Genomic DNA, 24758 nt, shown 5'->3' with positions numbered 1-24758 from the left:
AGGAAGTTTTGAATTTGAAAGTAGAAGATTTTGATTTTCAATTACCTGAAGAATTAATTGCACAAACTCCATTACTTGATCGCACAGCAAGTCGACTAATGGTTGTTAATCCAAACTCATTAGACTTGGAACATCATACATTTGCCAAAATTTTAGATGAATTCCAAGCAGGAGATTGCCTCGTATTAAATGATACGCGTGTTTTACCAGCGCGTTTAATGGGTGTAAAACCGGATACAGGGGCAAATATTGAAGTATTATTATTAAAGCAAACGAATGATGACGAATGGGAAACGCTCGTGAAGCCTGCGAAACGTATTAAAGTCGGGACAGTCGTTACGTTTGGCGAAGGTTTACTTACGGCAACATGTACAGGGGAGCTTGAGCATGGCGGTCGTCTATTTAAATTTGACTATGACGGCATTTTTTATGAGATTTTGGAGCAACTAGGCGAGATGCCATTGCCACCATACATTCGAGAAAAGTTGGATGACCAGGACCGTTATCAAACGGTTTATGCAAAAGAGCGCGGTTCAGCTGCAGCTCCAACAGCAGGACTTCATTTTACAGAGCCATTACTTGATGCAATTCGTGCAAAAGGTGTTGAAGTAGTATTTGTTACACTTCATGTAGGTCTTGGTACATTCCGTCCGGTAAGTGTAGACTCGATCGAAAACCATGATATGCACTCTGAGTTTTACAGCGTGACTGAGGAAGCTGCTGCTACGATTAATCGTGTAAAAGCAAATGGAGGCAACATTATTTCTGTTGGTACAACATCTACGCGTACGTTAGAAACGGTTGCCTCAAAAAATGATGGGAAAATCGTTGCGGAACAAGGTTGGACAAGCATCTTTATTTATCCAGGCTATGAATATAAAGCAATTGATGGGTTAATTACAAACTTCCATTTACCAAAATCGACGCTTGTCATGCTCGTAAGCGCGTTAGCAAGCAAAGAAACGATTTTACATGCGTATGAAACAGCAGTGGAAGAACAATATCGCTTCTTTAGCTTTGGCGACGCGATGTTCATTCGTCCAAAAAAATAAAATCGTAATAATCCAAATTACGTCCGCCATTTTAGGGCTGCGCAAATAAACAAAGTACTGTTTTTACTTTAGTTGAAGAGAGGAATTAAATTTACAATGACACAATCACAACCACCAATTCGTTATGAATTAATTAAAACATGTGCGCAAACAGGAGCGCGTCTAGGAATCGTCCATACGCCACACGGTTCTTTTGAAACACCAACGTTCATGCCAGTAGGGACACAAGCAACAGTAAAAGCGATGAGCCCTGAGGAATTAAAAGAAATGGATGCCGGTATCATCCTATCGAACACTTACCATTTATGGTTACGTCCAGGAAATGATATTGTGAAAGAAGCAGGTGGCTTGCATAAATTCATGAACTGGGATCGTCCGATTTTAACGGATTCAGGCGGCTTCCAAGTATTCTCACTAAGCAAATTCCGTAAAATTGAAGAAGAAGGCGTTCATTTCCGCAATCATTTAAATGGGGACAAGCTGTTTTTATCTCCTGAAAAAGCGATGGAAATTCAAAATGACCTTGGCTCGGATATTATGATGGCATTTGATGAATGTCCACCATTCCCAGCGACATATGAGTATATGTTAGCATCTGTAGACCGTACGACACGTTGGGCTAAACGCTGTAAAGAAGCACATCAACGTTCAGAAGAGCAAGGTTTATTCGGAATTATCCAAGGGGGCGAATACGAAGAGCTACGACGTCGTTCAGCAGAGGCACTTGTAGAACTTGATTTCCCTGGTTATGCCATTGGTGGTCTATCAGTAGGCGAGCCAAAAGATATTATGAATCGCGTGTTAGACTTTACAGCACCACTTATGCCAGCGGACAAGCCACGTTATTTAATGGGAGTTGGTTCTCCAGATTCACTTATTGATGGTGCAATGCGCGGGATTGATATGTTCGACTGTGTGTTACCAACACGTATTGCACGTAATGGTACATTGATGACTTCAGAAGGACGTATGGTCATTAAAAATGCAAAATACGCAAAAGATTTCACGCCAATCGATGAGAACTGTGATTGCTACACATGTAAAAATTATACTCGTGCCTATGTGCGTCATTTAATGCGTACAGAAGAAACATTTGGCTTACGTTTAACGTCTTACCATAACTTACGCTTCCTAATCAAATTAATGGAAGATGTACGACAAGCAATTCGTGAAGACCGTCTAGGTGATTTCAAGGAAGAATTTTTCGAAAAATACGGCTACAATAAACCAAACGCTAAAAACTTCTAATTTTATTCGTTCTGCAAAAGACTCTCATATTAAGTGGAACAAAAACTTAAAAAAATCTACCTTTTAAATGAAATTTTAGAGTTTTTTTGCGAAAAAATAGCGATTTTATACTATACTAAGTAAGTGATATATAGAAAGGGGGAAATGAAACATGGAAGGTTTATTACAATTTTTACCTATTATCATTATGTTCGTAGCAATGTGGTTTATTTTAATTCGTCCAGCACAAAAGCGTCAAAAAGCGACGGTAGCAATGCAAAACGATTTGAAGCGCGGTGATCGCGTTGTAACGGTTGGTGGATTACACGGTGAAGTCGATGCAATTGAAGATACAGTTGTTTATATAAAAGTAGACGACGGCACACGTTTAAAATTTGAGCGCCAAGCAATTGGACGCGTTGAAGCAGTTTAATCGTAATAAAAAAAGCTTGCGGAAATTTATTTTCCGCAAGCTTTTTTGTATAGGAAAAGGCAAAATGGCAAACGCTTAATTGTAAAAAGAGGTGTTTTTGGATGAATGATTATGTGCTAATTATAGGGAAAACCGTCACACTCTATTTTATTTTGCTCCTTGTTTTCCGTTTGATGGGTAAACGAGAAATCGGCGAATTAAGTATTGTGGATTTAGCGATTTTTGTATTAATTGCCGAGGTCGCTGCGCTCGCACTCGCGGATATACATAATCCATTTATTAAAGACATTTTACCGGTTGGAATTCTATTCGTTATTCAATATGTGAATTCACTTCTCCTTTTAAAAAATAAGCGTTTACGAGATTTTATAGAAGGAGACCCATCAATGATTATAAGAGATGGGTGGATTGTTGAAATCGAAATGAAAAAGCAACGCTATAATTTGGATGACTTACTGCAGCAACTACGAGAACAAGGTGTTGGGTCGATTCAAGATGTCTCGTATGCTTTTTTAGAGCAGTCAGGAAAATTATCGATTTACAAAAAAGACGAGCCGCCGTTAATTATGCCCCTCGTACTAGACGGCTATGTTGATAAAAGGCATTTAAGACTCATCAATAAGGACCAGGAATGGCTCGAGCATGAATTGATGGTGCTAGGCTATACAAACATGAAGGATATTTTTTATTGCAGCTACGAAAATGAAAAATTATTTGTTCAATTACGAACGAGAAAAAATAGTACGAATATATTTTAAATCCTCTAAGCGAACTTGTCTTGTGAGCAGTAGCAATCCGAGGATAATCGCAATGGTCATTAAGCTAGATTCTACGAAAGGTAGCCCTTGTGCAAAGAATGGTTGGATGAAACATGTAATAATAAATAACACATAAGGCACTAAAAATATTTGAAAACCAATGGCGATTTTTTTGTGTTGTCGAATGGAAGCAATGTGTAAAAAAGACGTAATAAGTACACCAAAGCCGATTGCGATAATGGCACCGTGCTCTTGAATTGTTTGCTGGGAAGCTAAAATAAATAAAAGAAAGAGCTTACCAACCCCGCCATAGATGGAGTTCATCATGGCAGCGCGCGCTTCATCCGCCGCTTGTAAAATAGCATGAAGAGGGCTTTGAATATAATAAAAATAAAAAATGGGTGCTAAAATTTTCATATAACCTCGGTTCTCTTCGAGGTGGAACAAGCGCACGGCTAATTCATCCCCGTGTAGAAAAAAATACGTAGCCGCAAGACAACCAACGAGTGAGGAAACCCTCAGTGACATCGCAATGCGCTTATTGAGCAACTTCCAATTTTGCTTTGCAAGGGCACCACTAACCGCCGGAATTAATACGATGGCAAGCGCACTTGGAATGAAGGCTGGAAACAAAAGTAACGGGATATGCACGCCCGAAATAATTCCGTATAACGTCGTAGCTGCCGAAGCCGTTATCCCCGAGACAGTCAAAGCTTTTAAGAAAATAATCGGTTCTAAAAACCAAGTAAACGTCCCAAATAATTTACTTCCCGCTGAAGGAAGGGCGATTTTAAAAATTGGATTCACTGGATACTTTTTCGTCGTCTGTTTTTTCATTTGACGCTTCGTTTTCCAATAATAAAAGGCTAAAAATAAAAAAGAAAATACTTCACCGAGTCCCGTAATCGCCATCGCGAACGCAGCTGTTTTAGCTGGATCATGAGGCGTCACAAACAAAGGAAGTAATAATACGATGAGAGCAATTCGGACACCTTGCTCAAAAAGTTGTGCCCATGCTGTCGGTGCGATTTTCGTGATTCCTTGTAAATAGGCTTTAATTAAACTGGAAAAAATAACAAGAGGAATAGTACAAAGTCCGATATAAAGAGTAAAAACAATTTCTTCATTATGTAAGAGTGTTTTTGCAATAAAAGGAATGCTAAATGCGACTATTGGGAAGAATAGTAGGATGGAAAAAAACGAAATTTTAATTGCGGTTTTCATGACGGATTGAATATGCTCGTCTTTATTTTTGGCATAATACTCAGCAACAATTTTTGTAACGGCAATCGGAATGCCTAATTGGATAAGTGATATGAAAAATATAAAGGTAGGGTAGGAAGTCATATATAAACCGACTGCTTCTTCACCCGCAATTCGCATAAATTGCATTCTGTAAACAAAGCCAAAAAGCTTCGAAATCAAAATAACGAACATTAAGAATAATGTCCCTTTCATGAATGATCCCAATTATCTTATCCCTTCTCATTTCAAATTGATTCGTATACAATATCTATATGCATGAACAACTGTAGTTAAAACTTTGAACGAGGAGTGACAATAATGGCGATTCCATACGAAAGTTTATACCAAAAAGTTCAAATAGTGATTAATAATAAAATGGAGGAATTTCAATACTTCGGGTATAATGCCATTACGAAAGAAGACTTATGGAATTACTGCGTAGAAAAAAAGTGGCGCAAAAAAGAAATCGATACATTAAGATTACATGAAGTAGTAGCCACTATTTTTACAGTTACTTCATCAGAATTGATTAATTATGCACAAGTGAAAGGCTTAAAAGAAAATTCATTTCAAATAGAAATTACGGCCGAGGAAATGAATCATTTATTTCATAAAAAACTAACGAATGACACGGAAGAATCATGAGGAAATTAAGATGAATTATTTCGTGATAATTTGACAGGTAACACATCCTGTTTCATAATGATAGTGTTATGCTTTTTGAAGTTTTGGAATTTTCTTTTTCAAAAAGCAAAGAAATATATTTGATATTATAGGTACATAGTTTTGGAAGGTGCATTTGCTTTTCCATCGTGCATGAATGTGCACGAAAATGAGGAGGATTTTTAAATGAAATTAGCAAACCGTATTATTACGTTTGTTCTAGTCGTAGCCTTGCTATTTACTGGAATGGGCACAACGGTAGAAAAAGTTTTAAATGACGTTAAGCTCGGTCTCGATTTACAAGGGGGATTCGAAGTTCTTTATGAAGTGGAATCACTTGTGGATGGACAAAAAATAACTCAAGCCGTTTTAGCGGACACTACTTCTGCTTTAGATAAACGTATTAATGCATTTGGTGTAAGTGAGCCAAGTATTGATATTGAAGGGGAAAATCGCATTCGTGTTCAGCTTGCTGGTTTAGAAGACCAAGCTTCAGCACGTGAGCTATTATCGAGCACGGCAAATTTATCTTTCCGTGATGTAGATGACAATCTATTGTTAGATGGTACGGATTTAAAAGAAGGTGGCGCAAAAGGCTCGTTTGACCAGCAAAACCAACCAATCGTTACATTAACATTAAAAGATGCAGCGAAATTTGCCGAAGTAACTGAAAAAGTAAAGAACATGGGTCCAGGACGCAATCTTTTAGTTGTATGGTTAGACTTTGAAGAAGGGGTAGACTCATACGCAGCAGAGTCACAAAAGCCACCTGCAGATCAAAAATATGAATCAGCAGCATCTGTAACGCAAGTATTAAATACAACAGATGTAATGATTTCTGGTAACTTCACTGTAGAAGAAACAAAGCACTTTGCATCTGTATTAAATGCTGGTTCTTTACCAGTTAAATTAACAGAAATTTACTCGACATCAGTCGGCGCACAATTTGGTGAGGATGCGTTAAATGATACGGTATTTGCAGGGATTATCGGTGTTTTAATAATCTTTGTCTTTATGCTACTATACTACCGCCTACCAGGTTTCGTTTCGATTATTACATTATCAGTATTCACATATTTAGTATTAATCGTCTTTAACGGGATTAATGCCGTGCTTACATTACCAGGTATCGCAGCGATCGTATTAGGTATCGGTATGGCCGTTGATGCGAATATTTTAACGGCAGAGCGTATTCGTGAAGAGCTACGTGTTGGACATTCGGTGAAGGATGCCTTTAAGCTAGGCTCTAAACAATCGTTATCTGCTATTATTGATGCACAATTAACAACATTACTGGCTGCTGGTGTTCTATTCTACTATGGTACAAGTTCAGTAAAAGGTTTCGCAACAACATTAATTATTTCGATTTTACTATCATTCATAACGGCTGTTTGGGGTTCTCGTATGCTACAAGCTTTACTTGTAAACAGTGGATACTTCAACAATCCTGCATGGTTTGGTATAAAAAAATCACAGCAATATAAGGTTGAAGATGGAATAACAACACTTGATTTAACGACGAAATTCGATAAATTAGACTTTGTAGGTAATCGCAAAAAATTCTACATGCTTTCTACGATCATCTTAGCAGTAGGTATTGGAATTTTAGCTGTGTTCAAATTGAATTTAGGAATCGACTTCTCAAGTGGTACACGCGTTGAAATTTTAGCTGATACTGAATTATCACAACAAGAAGTGATCGATTATTTAGAAGAAATCGGCTACGAAAATAGCGATGTTGTCATTTCGGGAGAAGCACAAAAAATGGCAGTAATGCGCTACAAAGAAGACTTCTCTCAAAAAGAAGTGCTTGATTTTAAGGCACAAGTTACGGAAAAATATGGTCATGAGCCAAGCTTAAGCACCGTTTCTGCAACAGTTGGTAAAGAGCTTGCCAAAAATGCAATCAAGGCATTATTATTAGCGGCATTGGGGATTATCATTTATGTCGCAATCCGCTTTGAATGGCGCATGGGACTCGGTGCGATTATTTCATTACTACATGATGTATTCTTCATCGTAGTTGCTTTTAGTGTTTTACGTTTAGAAGTGGATATTACATTTATCGCAGCAGTATTAACGATTGTAGGTTATTCTATCAATGATACGATCGTAACGTTTGACCGTATCCGTGAAAATATTGACCGTCATGAAAAAATCACTACAAAAGCAGAGCTGGCAAATATCGTGAACAAATCGCTTCGTCAAACGATGGGACGTTCTGTAAATACTGTATTAACTGTAATTATTGTTGTTGTAGCCCTTATTTTCTTAGGTGCTCCTTCAATTCAAAACTTCTCGATTGCATTACTAATCGGTTTAGTAACAGGTATGTACTCTTCAATTTGTATTGCAGCACAAGTGTGGTACACATTAAAATCACGTGAAATGGACAAAAAAGGTACAGCTGTTGTGAAAAAAGAGAAAAAACAATGGGGTTCAGATGAGCCACAAGTATAATAAATAACAAACTAGCAAGAAGTTAAATTTGACTTCTTGCTAGTTTTTTTGTTGGGAGAAAATTAATCGACTTTTATTTGTCGATCCCCTGCTACTCCATTGCTTAAATTGTTGGAGGCAGGATTGTTTAAATCTTCTTTTAAGCGCGAAATTTCGTTTTTCTTTTCTTTGATGATTGTGCATGCTTCTTCCAATTCTTTCTGTATGCTTTTCACTCGCTGGTAGCTACTAAAAATACGGGAAATTGAAAAACAAAGACTGATGACAACACCTGCGAATACAGAACCAAAGATGACTAAAACAAGTGGCCATCTTGTTTCACCGAATACATAATTGATGGGTACTTCTGTTACATTGACCGTGGCAAAAATGGCTACAGCAATGGCAAAAAGAAGCCCGATTACTAAAACCCACTGCATTTTCATAGCATCTAACTCCTCACTTTCAAATAATAAGCTGATCTATTTAGTTTATTTCCTTTATTAAGTATTTATTAAACCAATGGGGGATTTCTCTTCGAAACACAATTCTTTTCAAAACAAGCCCACTTTTCGGTATAATAAACTGCATGAGGAAGTGAAAAAAATGATTCAATCGAAAAAAGTTTGGACAGTAAATGAACCAGATGAGCAGGCTGTAAAAAAAATGAGTGAAGCATTAAATATTTCAACAATTGCTTCTAAAATTTTATTAGCTAAAGGGTGCGAATCTGTTGAACAAGCACAACAATTATTAACTGTGGATGACAGCCAATATCATGATCCATTTTTAATGGCGGGTATGGAAGAGGCGGTTGCACGTATTGAGCAAGCGCTTGATGAAGGTGAGAAAATCGTTGTGTACGGGGATTACGATGCGGGTGCGACACGTTTCTAAGTGAAAAGCTTAGACACTAGGGAATGCGCCTATCTTTATTCAACTTGCTTCAGCAGAAGTCCACTACTTTTAAAAAGTAGGGGATGAATGCTAAATATGCAAATTTATTCAGTGTGGGTTCAAACCCCTGCTGAATCAAGTTAATGCCCTGCGGATGTCACAGATTTTTCAGGGGAGCTTTTCGAGCGAGCTCGAAAAAAATCTGGACGCAATTACGCCGAGGCGTAATTGATTAGACGTCTAAAACGCTTACTGAATAAAGATAAGGCTCCAAAATCAATTAAGCTAAGGCGTAATTGATTTTCCCTAGGAGAACTGATTTCTTGATAGGTGGAATGATGGAGGAACGCCCTGAAACGCCTACTCTAATACTCCGACATGCTTTTACTAAGGTTAACTAGCGAAGTATGAAGCTCGGTGAAGTCGGCAGAGAGATACCGTCATTTTACAAAGTGAACAAACCTTTCACACTGTAAAAAACGAAAGCTGTCTAGCGGTAGATGGTGTGTCCTATATGCCGGGAGTCCATAAAATATCTATGGTTAGAATGTGCTATGAAGGCACTGACGAATCTCTGGAAGTACAGGTCTAGACGTAAATGTTGTAGAAATGCAACAGGTGGCAGATGCCATTGTATGTGTGGGGGAGTAAAAATACGCTGTTATGAAAGCCCATAACTTGTTACAGGCAAGTTCCAGCATACAGGACTATAGGAGAAACCTAAGGATCTATGCAAGGATAAGGAAATCGGAACGTGGAAAGCGGTTGATGTGGAGATAGTAACCTATCTGTGAAGCAGTTCAGTATATAAATGGGCGACCAATTAAAACTGATTTACTAACCGTGAGAGTGGAGTCACAGTACCTTTGAAGCTGCCATAATAAGCGGTGGAGGGACAGGCTCTAGTCGGGAGGATTGATTCTTTTCGATGGAACGCCGTGTGAGGTGAAAGTCTCATGCACGGTGTGAAGTGGGGGAAAAGTTGGCGATTATATCAAAAACTTACCTATCACTATATGGTGTTACAAGTACAACGGTTTTACTCAATGTACTGCTCGATTTAGGAGCGGATGTGGATTTTATCATTCCAAATCGTTTTATTCACGGCTATGGACCGCATGAAGAGTTGTTTCGTGAAGCACACGAAAAAGGCGTACAACTTATTATAACAGTCGATAATGGTATAAGTGGTATTGAACCGATTCGTCTCGCAAAAGAGCTAGGGATGGATGTCATCGTCACGGATCACCATGAGCCGGGAGATGAATTGCCAATAGCTGATGTCATTGTGCATCCGCGCATACCAGCGGGGCATTATCCATTTGGTGAGCTTGCTGGTGTTGGTGTAGCCTTTAAATTAGCGCACGCTTTATATGGTGAGCTACCTGACCATTTATTTGAGTATGTTGCAATTGGAACGATAGCTGACTTGGTACCTCTTGTCGGGGAAAATCGTTATTTAGTTCAACGTGGATTAAAGGCATTACGTCAATCACCTAATCCTTGGGTACCGGCACTTTGTGAAGTAAGTAGTACTGTGCAAAAAGAAATTAATGAAGAAACAGTTGGCTTTTATTTTGGCCCTAGGTTAAATGCAATTGGTCGTTTAGGCGATGCATCACCAGGCGTTCAATTTTTAATGAGTGAAGCGCGAGAGCAAGCGAATCAGCTGGCCAAGCAGCTGAATGATAAAAATACAGAGCGAAAAAAAATTGTAGAAGAGCTGACAGAGCAAGCGATTGCGATGATTGAAACGAATCCGACGATTAAAGATAGTCTTGTATTAGTTGTTGCTCAAGAAGGATGGAATCCAGGTGTTGTAGGCATTGTAGCATCGCGATTAGTTGAAAAATATTATCGTCCTACTATCGTTTTATCGATTGACCGAGAAAAAGGAATGGCAAAAGGCTCTGCACGAAGTATCGAAGGCTTCCATTTGTTTAATGAGTTAGCGAAAAACCGTGAAATTTTACCGCATTTTGGTGGACATCCAATGGCAGCAGGGATGAAGCTTCCAATGGAAAAAGTGGATGAACTAAGAAAGCGTTTAAATGCACAAGCTAAGCTCGTATTAACGGAAGAGAAGCTTGTTCAAACTTTACAAATCGATTTGCCGATTGAACTGAGTGAAATTACAGTAGAGGCGATTGAAGATATTCGTAAACTGGCTCCGTTTGGGACAGAATTTACAAAACCACTCTTTGCAATCCGTGATGTGAAGGTGAAATCGATGCGCAAAATTGGCTCTGCTGAAAATCATTTGAAAATGGAATTAGAGGATGCTTACGGGACCCTGGATAGCATTGGCTTTGGAAAAGGTCATTTACATGATGAAATTTCGTATGGCATCCCGATTTCGTTAGTCGGCGATTTACAAATCAATGAGTGGCAAGGCAATAAAAAGCCGCAATTCATGATTCAAGATGTTCAAGTAAACCAATGGCAATTATTTGATATACGTGGCAAAAGTCAAACGGCGAATTGGTTAGCAAAAATACCACTTGAAACAACAGACTTCATTGCCTTTTCAGAACAAACGAAAGCACATTTTGAACAGTTAATTCCGAAGCCGATTGTATGGATTACGGAAGAAAGTGTCTTGCATGAACTGACGTCAAATATCGTCTTGCTTGATTTACCGAGTCAGACAACAGTTTTAGAAAAGCTATTGAAAACCATTGCAGTGGAACGAATTTATGTGCATTTATATACAGCGGACTCTCAATATTTTAATGGAATGCCAACGCGAGATCATTTTAAATGGTATTATGCATTTCTTAAAAAACGCCCGTCATTCGACTTGAAAGCTCATATTCAGCCATTATCACAGCATATCGGACTGAATGTCGATGTAATTAAATTTATGACAAAAGTGTTTTTTGAACTAGGATTTGTTACAATAGAGAATGGTCTGACGACTGTGAATGAAAATGCACCAAAAATGGCATTATCAGAAGCATCGACCTATAAAATACGATCACAACAAATAGAATTAGAGCAAAAGCTATTATATGCCACGTATAAAGAGTTAAAACAATGGTTTGATGAACGGCTGAGTTCTTGAGGAGGACATAAAGAATGGATTTAAAACAATTTGTGACAACGGTGGAAAACTGGCCGAAAGAAGGTATTAGCTTCAAGGATATTACAACGATTATGGATAACGGTCCAGCATACAAATATGCAACAGATCAAATTGTTGAATATGCGAAAGAAGTAGGCGCTGAAATTATTGTAGGTCCAGAGGCGCGCGGTTTTATCATCGGCTGTCCGGTTGCCTATGCGCTTGAAATCGGATTTGCACCGGTTCGTAAACCTGGGAAATTACCGCGTGAAGTGATTTCGGCAGAATATGGTTTAGAATATGGTACAGATATATTAACAATGCATCATGATGCTGTAAAACCAGGTCAAAAAGTATTGATTTGTGATGATTTATTAGCTACTGGTGGTACAGTAGAAGCAACGATTCGACTTATTGAGCAATTAGGTGGAGTTGTTGTTGGCTGTGCGTTTTTAATTGAGCTTGAAGAGTTAAATGGCCGCCAAAAAATTGCAAAATACCCAATCAAAACATTAATTCAATATTAATTTCTAAACCCCGTTTCGGCAAAAGCTTGAAACGGGGTTTTTGCTAGATAAAAATGCCCATCAACGTGTCTCGCGGAGCGTACTTTATGTCCTTAAAACTTTAATTATTCACATATTTAACGTTTCTACAAAACTAAATGACCTACTACCTTTACATACCCTCCCTATTTTTTATACAATTGAATTTATATCAAATGTGAAAATAAATGGAACAAGGTGGACAAAAAATGGCGAAAGAACAAATATTGGCGCCCGAAGATGTTTTCGAGCTCGCCAAATCCTATATGAATGATGAACATGTTGCCTTTGTCGTAAAAGCGTACGAGGTGGCGAAAGAAGCACATAAAGAACAGTTCCGGAGCTCTGGGGAACCTTATATTATACATCCTGTTCAAGTAGCGGGAATTTTAGCTGAGCTTCAAATGGATCCGGAAACTGTAGCAGCAGGTTTTTTACATGATGTTGTTGAGGATACGGATGTGACGCGCGCGGATTTAGTGAATGCATTTAGTGAAGAAGTGGCGAAACTTGTCGATGGCGTAACGAAGCTTGGAAAAATTAAGTATTTGTCGAAAGAAGAACAACAGGCTGAAAATCACCGGAAAATGTTTGTAGCAATGGCGCAGGACATCCGTGTGATTTTAATTAAATTAGCAGACCGTATGCACAATATGCGAACGCTGAAGCATTTACCAGCCGAAAAACAACGCCGTATTTCACAGGAAACACTCGAAATTTTCGCGCCGCTTGCCCATCGTTTAGGGATTTCAAAAGTAAAATGGGAGCTGGAAGATACAGCATTACGTTATTTAAATCCGCAACAATATTACCGCATTGTCAGCTTAATGAAGAAAAAGCGTGATGAGCGTGAAGCCTATTTAGATAATGTAATGGATGAAATTAATTCACAGCTGAAAGAAGTAGAAATTGAAGCCGACGTTTACGGCAGACCAAAGCATTTAAATAGCATTTACCGAAAAATGACGTTGCAAAAAAAGCAGTTCAATGAAATATATGATTTATTTGCCGTTCGCATATTAGTGGATAGCATTAAAGATTGTTATGCTGTAATCGGAATTATTCATACATTATGGAAACCGATGCCTGGCCGCTTTAAAGATTATATTGCGATGCCAAAGCAAAATTTATATCAATCGCTTCATACAACTGTCATTGGTCCATATGGTGATCCACTTGAAGTGCAGATTCGTACGAAGGAAATGCATAAAATTGCAGAATTCGGTATCGCAGCACACTGGGCATACAAAGAAGGTAAAACTGTTGAAAAGGCTGAAAATATTGACCAAAAGTTAACATGGTTCCGTGAAATTTTAGAATTCCAAAATGAATCATCGAACGCCGCAGAATTTATGGAATCGTTAAAATTCGATTTATTTTCGGACATGGTGTATGTATTTTCACCAAAAGGGGATGTAATCGAGCTACCAGCAGGCTCTGTGCCGATAGATTTTGCTTACCGCGTCCATTCAGAAGTAGGGAATAAAACAATTGGTGCAAAAGTAAATGGGAAGATGGTACCACTTGATACGCCACTGAAAACGGGCGACATTATTGAAGTACTCACATCGAAGCAATCATTCGGTCCGAGCAGAGACTGGATTAAAATTGCACAAAGTTCTCAAGCAAAAAATAAAATTAAACAATTCTTTAAAAAGCATGTGCGTGAAGAAAGTGTCGTTAAAGGGAAAGAAATGGTTGAAAAAGAAATTAAAGCGCAGGAATTTGATGCGAAGGAAGTATTGACGAATGAAAACATTAAACGTGTCATTGAAAAATTCAACTATACCCATGAGGATGACTTGTATGCAGCAGTTGGAGTAGGTGGCATTACCGCTCAGCAAATCGTCAATCGCTTAGCTGAAAAGATGCGTAAGGAACGTGAGCAGGAAGAAGCGCTTGAAAAAATCGTAAAGAGTATGAACAACCCTGCACCTAAAAAACGTACAGAATCGGGCGTAATTGTAAAAGGAATCGAAAATTTACTCATTCGCCTTTCGCGCTGCTGTACACCTGTTCCGGGCGACGAAATCGTTGGTTTTATTACAAAAGGGCGTGGTGTTTCAGTACACCGAGCAGACTGTCCAAACATTCAAGAGGGTGGTACAGTGGAGCGCCTAATTGAAGTTGAATGGGAAAATGAAGTGACACATACACGAAAAGAGTATCCAGTTGATATTGAAATTTCGGCATTTGACCGTCCTGGTGTTTTAAATGATGTCATGCAAGCGGTAAGTGAAGCTAAAACGAATATTTTAGCTGTAACAGGACGTGCTGATCGAGATAAAATTGCAACAATTCATTTAACGATTGCGATTTCCAATATATCAGGACTTCATAAAGTAGTGGAAAAAATTAAGCAATTACCGGATATTTATTCGGTACAACGCGTCATTAATTAACTTGCTTCAGCTGAAGTCCTCCATTTCAATATGTGAGAGATGAATAGACAACTATCCAATTTATTCAGTGGGGGTTCAAACCCCAGCTGAATCAAGTTAATGCCCCGGCGGATGTCACAGATTTTTATAGGAGTTTTAAGGAGGAAGTCAGCCTAAAGACGTCACATCGTGTGACAACGGCTGACTGACCCACGTCCTGTGGCCCTAAGCTCGAAAAAAATCTGGACGCAATTACGTCGAGGCGTAATTGATTAGAGGGAAGGTTTTTGAAGATGAGAGTCGTATTACAACGTTCAAAAGAAGCATCTGTTACAGTAGACGGTACGGTAACCGGTGCTATTCGTAAAGGCTATGTTTTACTTGTGGGAATTACGCATACTGATACAGAAGAAGATGTTGCCTACGTGGCGAAGAAAATTGCCGATTTACGTATTTGGGAAGATGAAGCAGGAAAAATGAATCGTTCGATTTTAGAAGTTGACGGTGAAATTTTATCTGTATCGCAATTTACGTTATATGCTGACATACGCAAAGGAAAACGCCCGAGCTTTGTTGAAGCAGCAAGACCAGAACCTGCTGAAAAATTATGGCATGCCTTTAATGAACAATTAAAAACATATGGACTACATGTAGAAACAGGTATTTTCGGAGCGATGATGGACGTCGCGCTCATTAATGATGGACCCGTGACGATAATCGTTGAATCAAGATGATTTACTGAACGAATCACTTCTTTAAAGCATATAGTACAATATGCTTTACCTTCGAACAATGAGTGTTCAATCATTGTTTGAAGATAAAACCTCTGGCGGATGTCACAGATTTTGAAAGGAGTCCTGCACGATACAGGTCAGTTAGCAGTTGTCGCATGGATGCGACGAACTTAGGCCAACATCCTAAATTAACACTATTCAAAATCTGGACAAAAGTTAGCCGAGGCGTAATTGATAAAGGAGTGATTTTTTGGTTCAACCTGGAAATTTTCCGAATTACTATTTGTTAGACGCATTACAAAGTTATCTTGGAAAAATGGTCGCTGTTCAGCAAACAGGCAACCATGTTCAGCAGGGGATTTTAACTTCTATTTGTCCAGATTACATCACACTAGATGTATATGGTGTCCCATTTTTTATCCGTATTGAGCAAGTCGTTTGGGTAAACCCATTAACGAGAACCTAGAACCTCCTATGAATATGCGCCTCTCAGCTGTCATATGCTACCTATGACAATTTAGGAGGTGTATTTTTGTTTCATCGTGTAAATCAATTACCTATCGAACTGCCACTTTTGGAGTATGGAGACGCCAATGCAGCGAGTGCAGTACAAGAATTACTTGGTGGAAAATTTGGCGAAATGTCAACATTAAATAACTATATGTTTCAATCATTTAATTTTCGTGGCAAAAAAAAATTAAAGCCATTTTATGATTTAGTGGCAAGTATTACATCCGAAGAAATTGGGCATGTGGAACTTGTTGCCAATACGATCAATTTGTTGAATAAAAATTCCTCTTTTACTGCTCCTCCAAATATGACGCCATTACAAAATGGAAAAAATATGCGTAATACACAGAGTTTTATCGCATCCGCTCAAACTTCCTTACCATTTGATTCAATGGGCAAGCCTTGGACTGGGGAGAATGTTTTCTCAAGTGGGAACTTAGTATTAGATTTATTGCATAATTTCTTTTTAGAGTGTGGTGCGAGAACACATAAAATGCGTGTTTTTGAGATGACAGATCATCCTACCGCACGAGAAATGATTGGCTATTTATTAGTGCGTGGAGGGGTGCATGTTATCGCTTATGCGAAGGCAATAGAAATGGCAACAGGACTTGATGTGACAAGGATGTTGCCGATACCAAGTTTAGATAATCGAGTGTTCAATCAGGCGCGCAAATATGAGGATCGCGGTTATGGCAACGTGCTGTTCACGTGGAATTACGTAGGTGATTACGAGGACATCAACAAAATTTGGAAAGGTACACATCCGATTACGAACGAGCCACTCATTGTGCAGCAAGGTGCGCCGAAGGGTTATAAAATTCCAGAGTTAGATGAATTGCCAGAGGAATTTGCACCGGGGATTGGACCGGAAGAATTTCAAATGATTGCAAAGCGGTTAATGGCAAATATATAATACTAAAAGCATGTTGATTTTTGTTTATCAACATGCTTTTTTACTGTGTATGTGCATCTCAATGCCTTATCTGTTCATCGAGTTTATACTAGTAAATTGTTAATAATCGGTAGTATAATTACGGATGAATGGAAGGGGAGGAGTAAAGGACTATGTTTGAGCTACCGGCATCAGCAGATATACACATTATTGAAGGCGAGTATTCCGCCCCACTTGTTTTACTTTCTTTTGTGATTGCATTTTGTGCATCCTATACCGCATTATTTATTAATCGTCGCATACAAGGGAATGGTTTTTTTCATAAAAATATTTGGCTAGTACTGGCATCATTAGCAATGGGACTAGGGGTATGGTCGATGCATTTTATAGGAATGAGTGCATTTGAGCTACCGATTAATATGGAATATCATATAGGTATAACGGTGCTTTCGATGGTACCGGCCATTATCGCCTCTTATCTAGCTTTTTACTTTGCGAATAGTAAAAATAAAAAGCTGTTTTCATATATTGTAGCGGGTATTTTTATGGGTCTGGGTATTTCACTCATGCATTATTTAGGAATGGCCGCAATGAAAATCGATGCATATTATGTTTATAAACCAATAATTTTTACTGTATCTATTTTAATAGCAATTGCAGCCTCATTTGCTGCTCTGTATATTTTTTCAGTTGTAAAAAATTTCATGGATAGGATTTTTGTTAAAGTAGTGGCAGCACTTTTATTGGCAATCGCGATTACGAGTATGCATTATACTGGGATGCAAGCGATACAGTTTTATGTCATCGGTGAAAGCGCTTTGCATCTTGTCGATGGAACAGAGCCACATTCAATGAATATTATGTTTTTAATTATTTTTGTGACTGTCGGTATTAGCAGTTTATTTATTTTAGCTTTTTTAACAAGCCGACTGGATAAATACGTGGAATATCGCTTGCAAAATTTTGATGGATTAACACAATTACCGAACCAAAAACAATTTGCCGATGATCAAAAAAGTGATAAAGATACGCATTTAGTAGCAATTATACATATTCATAATTTAGAAAAATACAACTCAAGTTATGGCTATTACTTCGTTGATGAAATGATTAAAACGATTTATGAGCTAATTGACAGACTATTGCCTGAAAGTACTAAAATGTATCGAACAGAGGCAAATCGTTTTACAATTGTTAGTTCAACAATGGAGCAATCGCAGCATTTGCATGTTTTGTTAGAAAGAGTTTGTGCCGTGCTTATGCATCCGCTAGTAATAGATGAGCGAACGATTACAGTTGATATGGTTTGCGCGGTCTCAAAATCAACTGTGAAACAACCGATTCAGGAGCTGTTTTCAAATGCAATTGCGGTATTGCAAGCACCTATAACGGAATTTAAACATGAAGTGATTGAATTTAATCCGGATATTCATACATTTAATTTTGAAAATCAATTAAGCCTAGATATTTACACGGCGATGAAGAATGATGACTTATTTCTTGTCTACCAGCCTAAAGTTGACCCTAATCACGATAGTTTAGTCGGGTTAGAGGCATTAATTCGCTGGAACCATCCCGTATTCGGCATGGTATCACCAGGTATATTTATCCCGGTGTTAGAAGAAACAAAAAAAATATCGGATGTAACGGATTGGATTATTGAGAAAGTGTGTGAGCAAATTGACCAGTGGGATAAATTAAATATCCCGTTTCAACAAGTTTCGATTAATATTCCTGGCTTGTATATAACATCGCCTCGCTTATCGGATACGTTGAAATTAATCTTATTGAAATATCATGTTAAGCCTGATCAACTAGAACTAGAAATTACGGAAACGAGCGTCATACATGATATACAAAGTGCGATTTTAGCAGTAAGTAAATTTAGAAAAAAAGGGTTTTCTGTCGCGTTGGATGATTTTGGAACAGGCTTATCCTCGCTGTCTTACTTGAAAGAAATTCCAATTTCCACGATAAAAATTGATAAATCGTTTGTCGACGGTGTTCCTGAGTCGATAAAGGACGCTGCGATTTTAAAATCGATTATCACTTTATGCTATTCGTTGGACTTAAATGTTGTAATTGAAGGAGTCGAAACAGAGCCGCAATTGGAATTTATTCAGAAAATGGATAAAAAGCCGATTGTGCAAGGCTATTATTATTCGAAGCCGTTAACAGCAGAAGAATTTCGAGAATGGATGAATGGACAGTTAGTCGAGAAAAAATAAGAATAGCTGCCTGAAAGTAGAGAGTTTCTCGATTTTCAAGCAGCTTTTTTGTCCTTGCAGTATTTTCAAACAGTGCTAACTTATTTTATTTTTGACAATACTTAACAACTGAATCATACGCTAAATCACCACCGAAAATGGATAGTGCACTTCCTATAGTGACATGAAGTTTACCGTTTGATAGCTGTTCGAATTTTTGTAAATCCTCCAGTGAACGGACTCCGCCAGCATACGTTGTAGGAATCGTTGTCCACTGCGCTAAATCATGCACTAAACTTTCTTGCATTCCACTTCGTTTGCCCTCTACATCCACCGCATGTATTAATAGCTCATCACAGTAATTTTCAATCTTTTTTATTGAGTCGGCATTCACTTCAAAATCGCTAAATTTTGTCCATTTATCTGTTACGACAAACCATTTTCCGTTTCGTTCACGACAACTTAAATCAATGACAATGCGCTCTTTTCCAACGGCATTAATTAATTGCTGTAAGCGGTCCATATGGAGTAAACCTTCATGAAAAATAAACGACGTGACAATGACGTGAGAAGCTCCTGCGTCAATATATTTCTTGGCATTGTCCGCCGTTATGCCACCGCCAATTTGTAAGCCAGATGGATAGGCAGCGAGCGCGCGGATGGCTGCTTCTTTATTACCAGGTCCAAGCATGATGACATGTCCGCCCGTTAATTGGTCTTGCTGAAATAACGCCGCATAATAACTGGAGTCCTGTTCAGACGAAAAATTTTCAATGATCGCTTGATCTGTATGACCGAGCGTGCTACCTACGATTTGTTTTACTTTTCCTTCATGTAAATCAATACAAGGTCTAAATTGCATCTAGTTCACAAGCCTTTCTGTTCCAACATCTGTTTCTATCATACCATTGACCGCTTATGAATTGTTATAAAAATCAGATAGTTTGGCGGTGTTTTAAAACCAGATTCTCTTTTGTTACGCGCGTTTGAATGAACAAAGGTGGATTTCTGATTCTGTAAAAGACAGGGCAATTTACATATGGTAAAATAAGCGTACAAATGAGCAAGGAAGTGGGCGTTAAAGTGGCGGAAAATCTCGATTTATTTGAACTGAATAAGCTCTTTATTCTTGGACGTCCCATCGTCACAATTTTTCATAATCCAACAAATATGTATTCCATTGTCCGCGTGAAAATTCAAGAAACAAATTTACAATATGAGGAAAAAGAAATAATCGTCGTTGGGTATGTCCCGCAATTAGCAGAGGATGAACTATACCGATTTACGGGTGTCATGAAAAGTCATCCAAAATACGGCATGCAATTTCAACTTGAAACATTTGAAAAAGAAGTCCCATCAACGGAGCAAGGGATTGTTCATTATTTGTCAAGTGATTTATTTACAGGAATCGGGCGGAAAACGGCGGAATCTATTGTGGATAAGCTTGGACTCAATGCCCTAACGAAAATATTAGAGGATCCGAATGCGCTTGACGCTGTGCCGCGATTACCAGCTGAAAAAAAGATACTGATTCGACAAACAATTGAAGAAAATTTAGGGCTAGAGCGTGTTATGGTACGTCTAAATGAGTGGGGATTTGGTCCACAATTAGGCATGAAAATATATCAAAAATACCGTGAAGAAACGATAAATTTATTAATGGAAAACCCATATCGCTTAATTGAAGATATAGAAGGGGTCGGGTTTATACGTGCGGATGAGCTAGGATCGAAACTCGGTATGACCGGCAATCACCCAGACCGAATAAAAGCGGCAATTTTCCACGTCTTAACACATGCTGCCTTGTCAGAGGGGCATGTTTATTTAGATGCCGAAATTGTCTTGCCTGCTGTTAAAAATATGCTAGAGCAAAGCCAACGTATTGAAATTCCTTATGATGCGATTTCAAAAGCGTGCATTGAAATGCGAGAGGAATCGAAAATTTGCGGGGAGGAAACCCGCCTCTATTTGCCTTCTCTGTATTTTAGTGAAGTAGGTATTGCGAGTAAAATCATCGAATTAAAAAGTAAAAATGAAACGAGTGAGCGTTTTTCGCGCGATGAAATTCGTAAAGCGATTGGCGATGTGGAGGAAAGCTATAATGTGACCTATGCACCAACCCAAGTTCAAGCGATTGAAACGGCGATGAACTCGGCTGTCATGATATTAACAGGTGGACCTGGTACGGGTAAAACTACAGTAGTACGTGGACTTGTTGAGGCATATGCGGAACTTCATGGACTCTCATTGAATCCGAAAACATATATAGAAAAGGAGGAGCCATTTCCGATTGTTTTAGCGGCTCCAACTGGACGAGCTGCAAAACGTTTAGCTGAGTCTACTGGTTTACCAGCGATGACGATTCACCGATTACTCGGATTTAACGGACACGAAAAAGACGAGGAAACGGAACGTGAAGTGACAGGTCGCCTTGTCATCATTGATGAAATGTCGATGGTTGATACGTGGCTTGCACATCAATTATTAAAGGCATTACATGAGGATGTTCAAATCATATTCGTTGGGGATCAGGATCAATTACCACCTGTTGGTCCCGGACAAGTATTAAAGGATTTACTTGCATCTAAGCAAGTTCCGGTTGTTGAATTAACGGATGTTTACCGACAAGCAGAAGGTTCGACCATTATTGAAATTGCGCATCAAATTAAAAAAGGGATTGTGCCGGATACACTGACGACGAAAACATCGGACCGTTCGTTTATTCAAGCTGCAGCTCCCCAAGTAACCGGTGTTGTCACACAAGTTGTAAAGGGTGCGCTTGCAAAAGGGCAGGCAATTCGCGATATTCAAGTGCTTGCACCGATGTATAAAGGCCCCGCAGGAATTGATGCACTCAATAAAGAAATTCAACAGCTCGTCAATCCGAATGATGGGACAAGGAAGGAACTCGTGTTTGGCGATACGATCTACCGAATTGGCGATAAAGTGCTCCAGCTCGTCAATCAACCCGAAAGCAATGTATTTAATGGCGATATGGGGGAAGTCATTTCAATTATTCGTGCAAAGGAAACGATTGAAAAGCAGGATTTATTAATTGTTTCTTATGATGGGATTGAAGTGACGTACCAGCGTGCAGATTTGAATCAACTTACACTCGCGTATTGCTGCTCCATCCATAAATCACAAGGCTCAGAATTTCAGACAGTCATTATGCCTGTTGTTCGCGGCTATTCGAAAATGCTACGACGAAACTTGCTTTATACAGGCATTACACGTGCAAAAAACTTTTTAATTTTATGTGGTGAGCCGGATGTTTTAGCAAACGGCTTAGCCAAAACAGATGACCTAACACGTTTTACAAGCTTAAAAATGCGTTTAAATCCAATAGCATTGGAAGACGCGCAGAAAGCCGAAGTTCAAGGAAAAGAGGAAATCCAACCGAAACCGGAACAAGCTGCGGAAAAAAAACAACGAGAGCCATCTAACGAGCAGCTGGGTTTATTAAATGTTTCGCAATCGCATAAAATTGGGGAAACATTGCTGAATCATTTAACGACTGAAACAGCGCCTTACGTTCATCCGCTAATTGGAATGGACAATGTCTCTCCTTATGATTTTGTGGAGGATTAATTGAATAAAGCGGCCATTTTGATTCTGTCAAAATGGCCTTTTCGTGATTTTATCAGCTTTATAGCACTTCTTCACTTAAGGTGCGGAGCTTGTCTTTATTTTGAATCAAATAACCTCGATTGTGTTTAACGAGGATGCCTGCTTCACAAAATGCTGCAAGCGTATATAATAAATGCCGATACGAGACGCCTAAAAATTCACAAATCTCGGTATGCTTTTCTTTATAAAAGTCATGATCTGAACTAAGTAATATAAAGGCGGCAAGACGGTTTTCTAATGGATACACTTGATTTTGTGTATATTTGGCGGTCACTTTCATTGCCTTATCACTTAAAAACATGCAAAGTTCACGTAGGAAAATGACGTCTGTTAATAATTGTTTTTTGCATTGTTGAATGGGGATGGCAAGGCATATCGTTTTTGTGACAGTTTGGATGCCTTTTGAAACTCTTTCGCCATCTATAAGCTCAATTTCGCCCATAAAAATTGGAGATGTAATGAAATCAATGAGTGATACTTTTCCATTTTTGTGTGTTACATATAGCTTGGCTTTCCCTTCGACCATGTAATACAAATACTCTGGATGGGAGCGTTCCTTAAAAATGAATTCTCCTTTTTCAAACTGGTGAACGGCCAAATATGGCGTCATATCAACTGAAAATAATTGATTAATCGGGTATTTTTCAATATAAAACTTCCGTAATTTATTTGTTAAAACTTTCAAATTACTCACCAACTTTATAAAATATGAGATATCTCACATTATTGTAATAAAGAACGTGATATGATTCAACGAAATGTATTGGAGGGAATAAATTTTCATGAACAATCAACGTTGGTTATCTCGAAATTTCTTTACGTTTTTTATTACATGGGGCATATTTTTACCATATTGGACAGGCTGGTTAGTTAATGATAAAGGGTTAACTGTGTCAGACGCGGGCATCATTATGAGCTTCGGCTTAGTGGCACGCGCGTTGTCAACGATGTTTATATTTCCTTATGTATCAAAAATTTTAAGCAATAAGCAAGTTTTATTATTTTTTACAACAATGTCATTGATCGTAACGATTTTTTATATACCAATGGACTCATTCGAAGGCTTGTTTATTGTGACGATGCTATTTAGTGCGATGTATCCTGCGTTATTGCCGGCAGTTGAAAGTGGTGCAGCGACATTAATGCAGCAGGGGGATGTCCATTACGGAAAAGCACGCTCACTTGGTTCTATTGGCTATGTTTTATCGGTATTAGTCATCAGTATGTTTACCGGTACTTACGGGGAACAAGTTATATTATGGTTTATGATTTTAGGGTTAATCGCGTTATTAGCAATTCAGCTACTGCCGGCACCTAAAATTTTACTTATGCGACCTGTGCATGAAAAAAATACGAAGTCCTTATCCATGAAAGGCTTACTTGAAGTGAAAAGCTTTGCTGTTGTGTTACTTGTCGTCATTTTACTACAAGGAGCACATGCCTCTTATTACAGCTATGGATATATTTACATACAAGATTTGAATGTCAACCCATTTTACATTGGCCTTATTTTAAATGTCGCGGTAGTATTTGAAATTATTTATTTCTTAAAGGCGGATACGTTTTTATCAAGCTGGCGCCCGTCATCGTTATTAATTTTAGCTGCAGTAGGTGCTAGTGTGCGCTGGATTACTATCTATTTATTTCCGAGCATCCCTGTATTTATTGTTTCACAAGCGCTTCATGCTCTGTCGTTTGGGGTGGCGCATTATGCATTTATTCGCTACATTACGCAAAACTTACCGAAAGAGCAAATTCCGAATGCACAAGGAATTTATTCGGCATTTGCGATGAGTTTAAGTGCAGCCTTACTAACACTACTCGGTGGTGCACTTTATGAAATAGAACCAGGTCTTGCATTTTTAGGGATGGTCATTTTCACCGTGCCAGCTATCTTCCTAGTTATTTTGACGCGCAATCGATTTAATTATTAACTTGATTCAGTGAGAGGGTTCAAATCCTCACTGAATAGGGGAACTCAGGCTAAAGGAAGGAACCAAAGGCTAAACCCGTCTCTTCTTGTGATAACGCTTTGTAACAAACTCGTGTTGGACCATTCCCCTGGAAAAGAGTTAGCC

At 38.6% G+C, this 24758-nt stretch carries 20 protein-coding genes; 16 read left to right on the top strand and 4 right to left on the bottom strand.

All coding sequences use genetic code 11. From position 1 onward, the window contains the following. Window positions 1-14 precede the first annotated feature (14 nt). The 4 genes from queA to CSE16_RS15025 all read left to right on the top strand — a co-directional run bounded on the left by queA (window position 15) and on the right by CSE16_RS15025 (window position 3470). On the top strand, window positions 15-1052 hold the full coding sequence (queA, locus tag CSE16_RS15040; RefSeq protein ID WP_099424663.1) for a tRNA preQ1(34) S-adenosylmethionine ribosyltransferase-isomerase QueA: 1038 nt from the start codon (window positions 15-17) through the stop codon (window positions 1050-1052). A 96-nt stretch (window positions 1053-1148) separates the two neighbouring features. Further along, window positions 1149-2300: a tRNA guanosine(34) transglycosylase Tgt gene (gene tgt / locus CSE16_RS15035; RefSeq protein WP_099424662.1), complete on the top strand. Its 1152-nt coding sequence runs from the start codon at window positions 1149-1151 to the stop codon at window positions 2298-2300. Window positions 2301-2451: 151 nt separating this feature from the next. Further along, on the top strand, window positions 2452-2712 hold the full coding sequence (gene yajC, locus CSE16_RS15030) for a preprotein translocase subunit YajC (RefSeq protein WP_099424661.1): 261 nt from the start codon (window positions 2452-2454) through the stop codon (window positions 2710-2712). Between the two features lie 101 nt (window positions 2713-2813). Continuing rightward, window positions 2814-3470 carry a DUF421 domain-containing protein gene (locus tag CSE16_RS15025; protein WP_099424660.1) on the top strand — a complete coding sequence of 219 codons (657 nt, stop codon included), beginning with the start codon at window positions 2814-2816 and terminating at the stop codon, window positions 3468-3470. On the opposite strand, the gene CSE16_RS15020 is transcribed toward CSE16_RS15025, so the two are convergent. Beyond that, a complete protein-coding gene (locus CSE16_RS15020) occupies window positions 3435-4940 on the bottom strand; it encodes a putative polysaccharide biosynthesis protein (RefSeq protein WP_099424659.1) in 1506 nt (501 codons plus the stop codon). The genes CSE16_RS15025 and CSE16_RS15020 overlap by 36 nt on opposite strands. Before the next feature lie 93 nt (window positions 4941-5033). On the opposite strand from CSE16_RS15020, the gene CSE16_RS15015 reads away from it, so the two are divergent. Both CSE16_RS15015 and secDF read left to right on the top strand, forming a co-directional pair. Further along, entirely contained in the window at window positions 5034-5360 is a 327-nt protein-coding gene (locus CSE16_RS15015) for a post-transcriptional regulator (RefSeq protein ID WP_099424658.1), read from the top strand. Between the two features lie 204 nt (window positions 5361-5564). Continuing rightward, window positions 5565-7838 carry a protein translocase subunit SecDF gene (secDF, locus tag CSE16_RS15010; protein ID WP_099424657.1) on the top strand — a complete coding sequence of 758 codons (2274 nt, stop codon included), beginning with the start codon at window positions 5565-5567 and terminating at the stop codon, window positions 7836-7838. A gap of 62 nt (window positions 7839-7900) precedes the next feature. Here the strand turns inward: secDF and CSE16_RS15005 are convergent, their stop codons facing one another. After that, entirely contained in the window at window positions 7901-8263 is a 363-nt protein-coding gene (locus tag CSE16_RS15005) for a LapA family protein (RefSeq protein ID WP_099424656.1), read from the bottom strand. Window positions 8264-8423: 160 nt separating this feature from the next. On the opposite strand from CSE16_RS15005, the gene CSE16_RS15000 reads away from it, so the two are divergent. The 8 genes from CSE16_RS15000 (at window position 8424) to CSE16_RS14965 (ending at window position 19071) form a co-directional block, all read left to right on the top strand. Beyond that, a complete protein-coding gene (locus CSE16_RS15000) occupies window positions 8424-8714 on the top strand; it encodes a DHH family phosphoesterase (RefSeq protein WP_099424655.1) in 291 nt (96 codons plus the stop codon). 982 nt (window positions 8715-9696) lie between these two features. Next, window positions 9697-11778, top strand: coding sequence for a single-stranded-DNA-specific exonuclease RecJ (recJ, locus tag CSE16_RS14995; protein WP_253896099.1), 2082 nt, complete (start codon window positions 9697-9699; stop codon window positions 11776-11778). A gap of 14 nt (window positions 11779-11792) precedes the next feature. Further along, entirely contained in the window at window positions 11793-12305 is a 513-nt protein-coding gene (locus CSE16_RS14990) for an adenine phosphoribosyltransferase (protein WP_099424653.1), read from the top strand. A gap of 227 nt (window positions 12306-12532) precedes the next feature. Continuing rightward, window positions 12533-14725 (top strand): RelA/SpoT family protein, encoded by a 2193-nt coding sequence (locus CSE16_RS14985; RefSeq protein ID WP_099424652.1) that lies wholly within the window; start codon window positions 12533-12535, stop codon window positions 14723-14725. 272 nt (window positions 14726-14997) lie between these two features. After that, a complete protein-coding gene (gene dtd, locus CSE16_RS14980) occupies window positions 14998-15438 on the top strand; it encodes a D-aminoacyl-tRNA deacylase (protein ID WP_099424651.1) in 441 nt (146 codons plus the stop codon). A 250-nt stretch (window positions 15439-15688) separates the two neighbouring features. After that, window positions 15689-15904, top strand: a complete 216-nt coding sequence (locus CSE16_RS14975) for a DUF2642 domain-containing protein (RefSeq protein WP_099424650.1) — start codon at window positions 15689-15691, stop codon at window positions 15902-15904. A gap of 66 nt (window positions 15905-15970) precedes the next feature. Next, window positions 15971-16864, top strand: coding sequence for a manganese catalase family protein (locus CSE16_RS14970; RefSeq protein WP_099424649.1), 894 nt, complete (start codon window positions 15971-15973; stop codon window positions 16862-16864). 152 nt (window positions 16865-17016) lie between these two features. Then, a complete protein-coding gene (locus tag CSE16_RS14965) occupies window positions 17017-19071 on the top strand; it encodes an EAL domain-containing protein (RefSeq protein WP_099424648.1) in 2055 nt (684 codons plus the stop codon). Between the two features lie 85 nt (window positions 19072-19156). Here the strand turns inward: CSE16_RS14965 and hisA are convergent, their stop codons facing one another. Further along, a complete protein-coding gene (gene hisA / locus CSE16_RS14960; protein ID WP_099424647.1) occupies window positions 19157-19912 on the bottom strand; it encodes a phosphoribosylformimino-5-aminoimidazole carboxamide ribotide isomerase in 756 nt (251 codons plus the stop codon). Between the two features lie 221 nt (window positions 19913-20133). Here hisA and CSE16_RS14955 point away from each other — a divergent pair, with 221 nt between their 5' ends. Then, window positions 20134-22641: an SF1B family DNA helicase RecD2 gene (locus CSE16_RS14955; RefSeq protein ID WP_099424646.1), complete on the top strand. Its 2508-nt coding sequence runs from the start codon at window positions 20134-20136 to the stop codon at window positions 22639-22641. Between the two features lie 58 nt (window positions 22642-22699). Here the strand turns inward: CSE16_RS14955 and yeiL are convergent, their stop codons facing one another. Beyond that, entirely contained in the window at window positions 22700-23374 is a 675-nt protein-coding gene (gene yeiL / locus CSE16_RS14950) for a transcriptional regulator YeiL (RefSeq protein ID WP_371514490.1), read from the bottom strand. Between the two features lie 88 nt (window positions 23375-23462). Here yeiL and CSE16_RS14945 point away from each other — a divergent pair, with 88 nt between their 5' ends. After that, window positions 23463-24614 carry a 3-phenylpropionate MFS transporter gene (locus CSE16_RS14945; RefSeq protein ID WP_099424644.1) on the top strand — a complete coding sequence of 384 codons (1152 nt, stop codon included), beginning with the start codon at window positions 23463-23465 and terminating at the stop codon, window positions 24612-24614. Window positions 24615-24758 lie beyond the last annotated feature (144 nt).

The organism is Solibacillus sp. R5-41 (assembly GCF_002736105.1).
Taxonomy (GTDB): Bacteria; Bacillota; Bacilli; order Bacillales_A; family Planococcaceae; genus Solibacillus.
The sequence above is the reverse complement of the archived record's forward strand: the minus strand, read 5'-3'. Positions and strand labels throughout refer to the sequence as shown.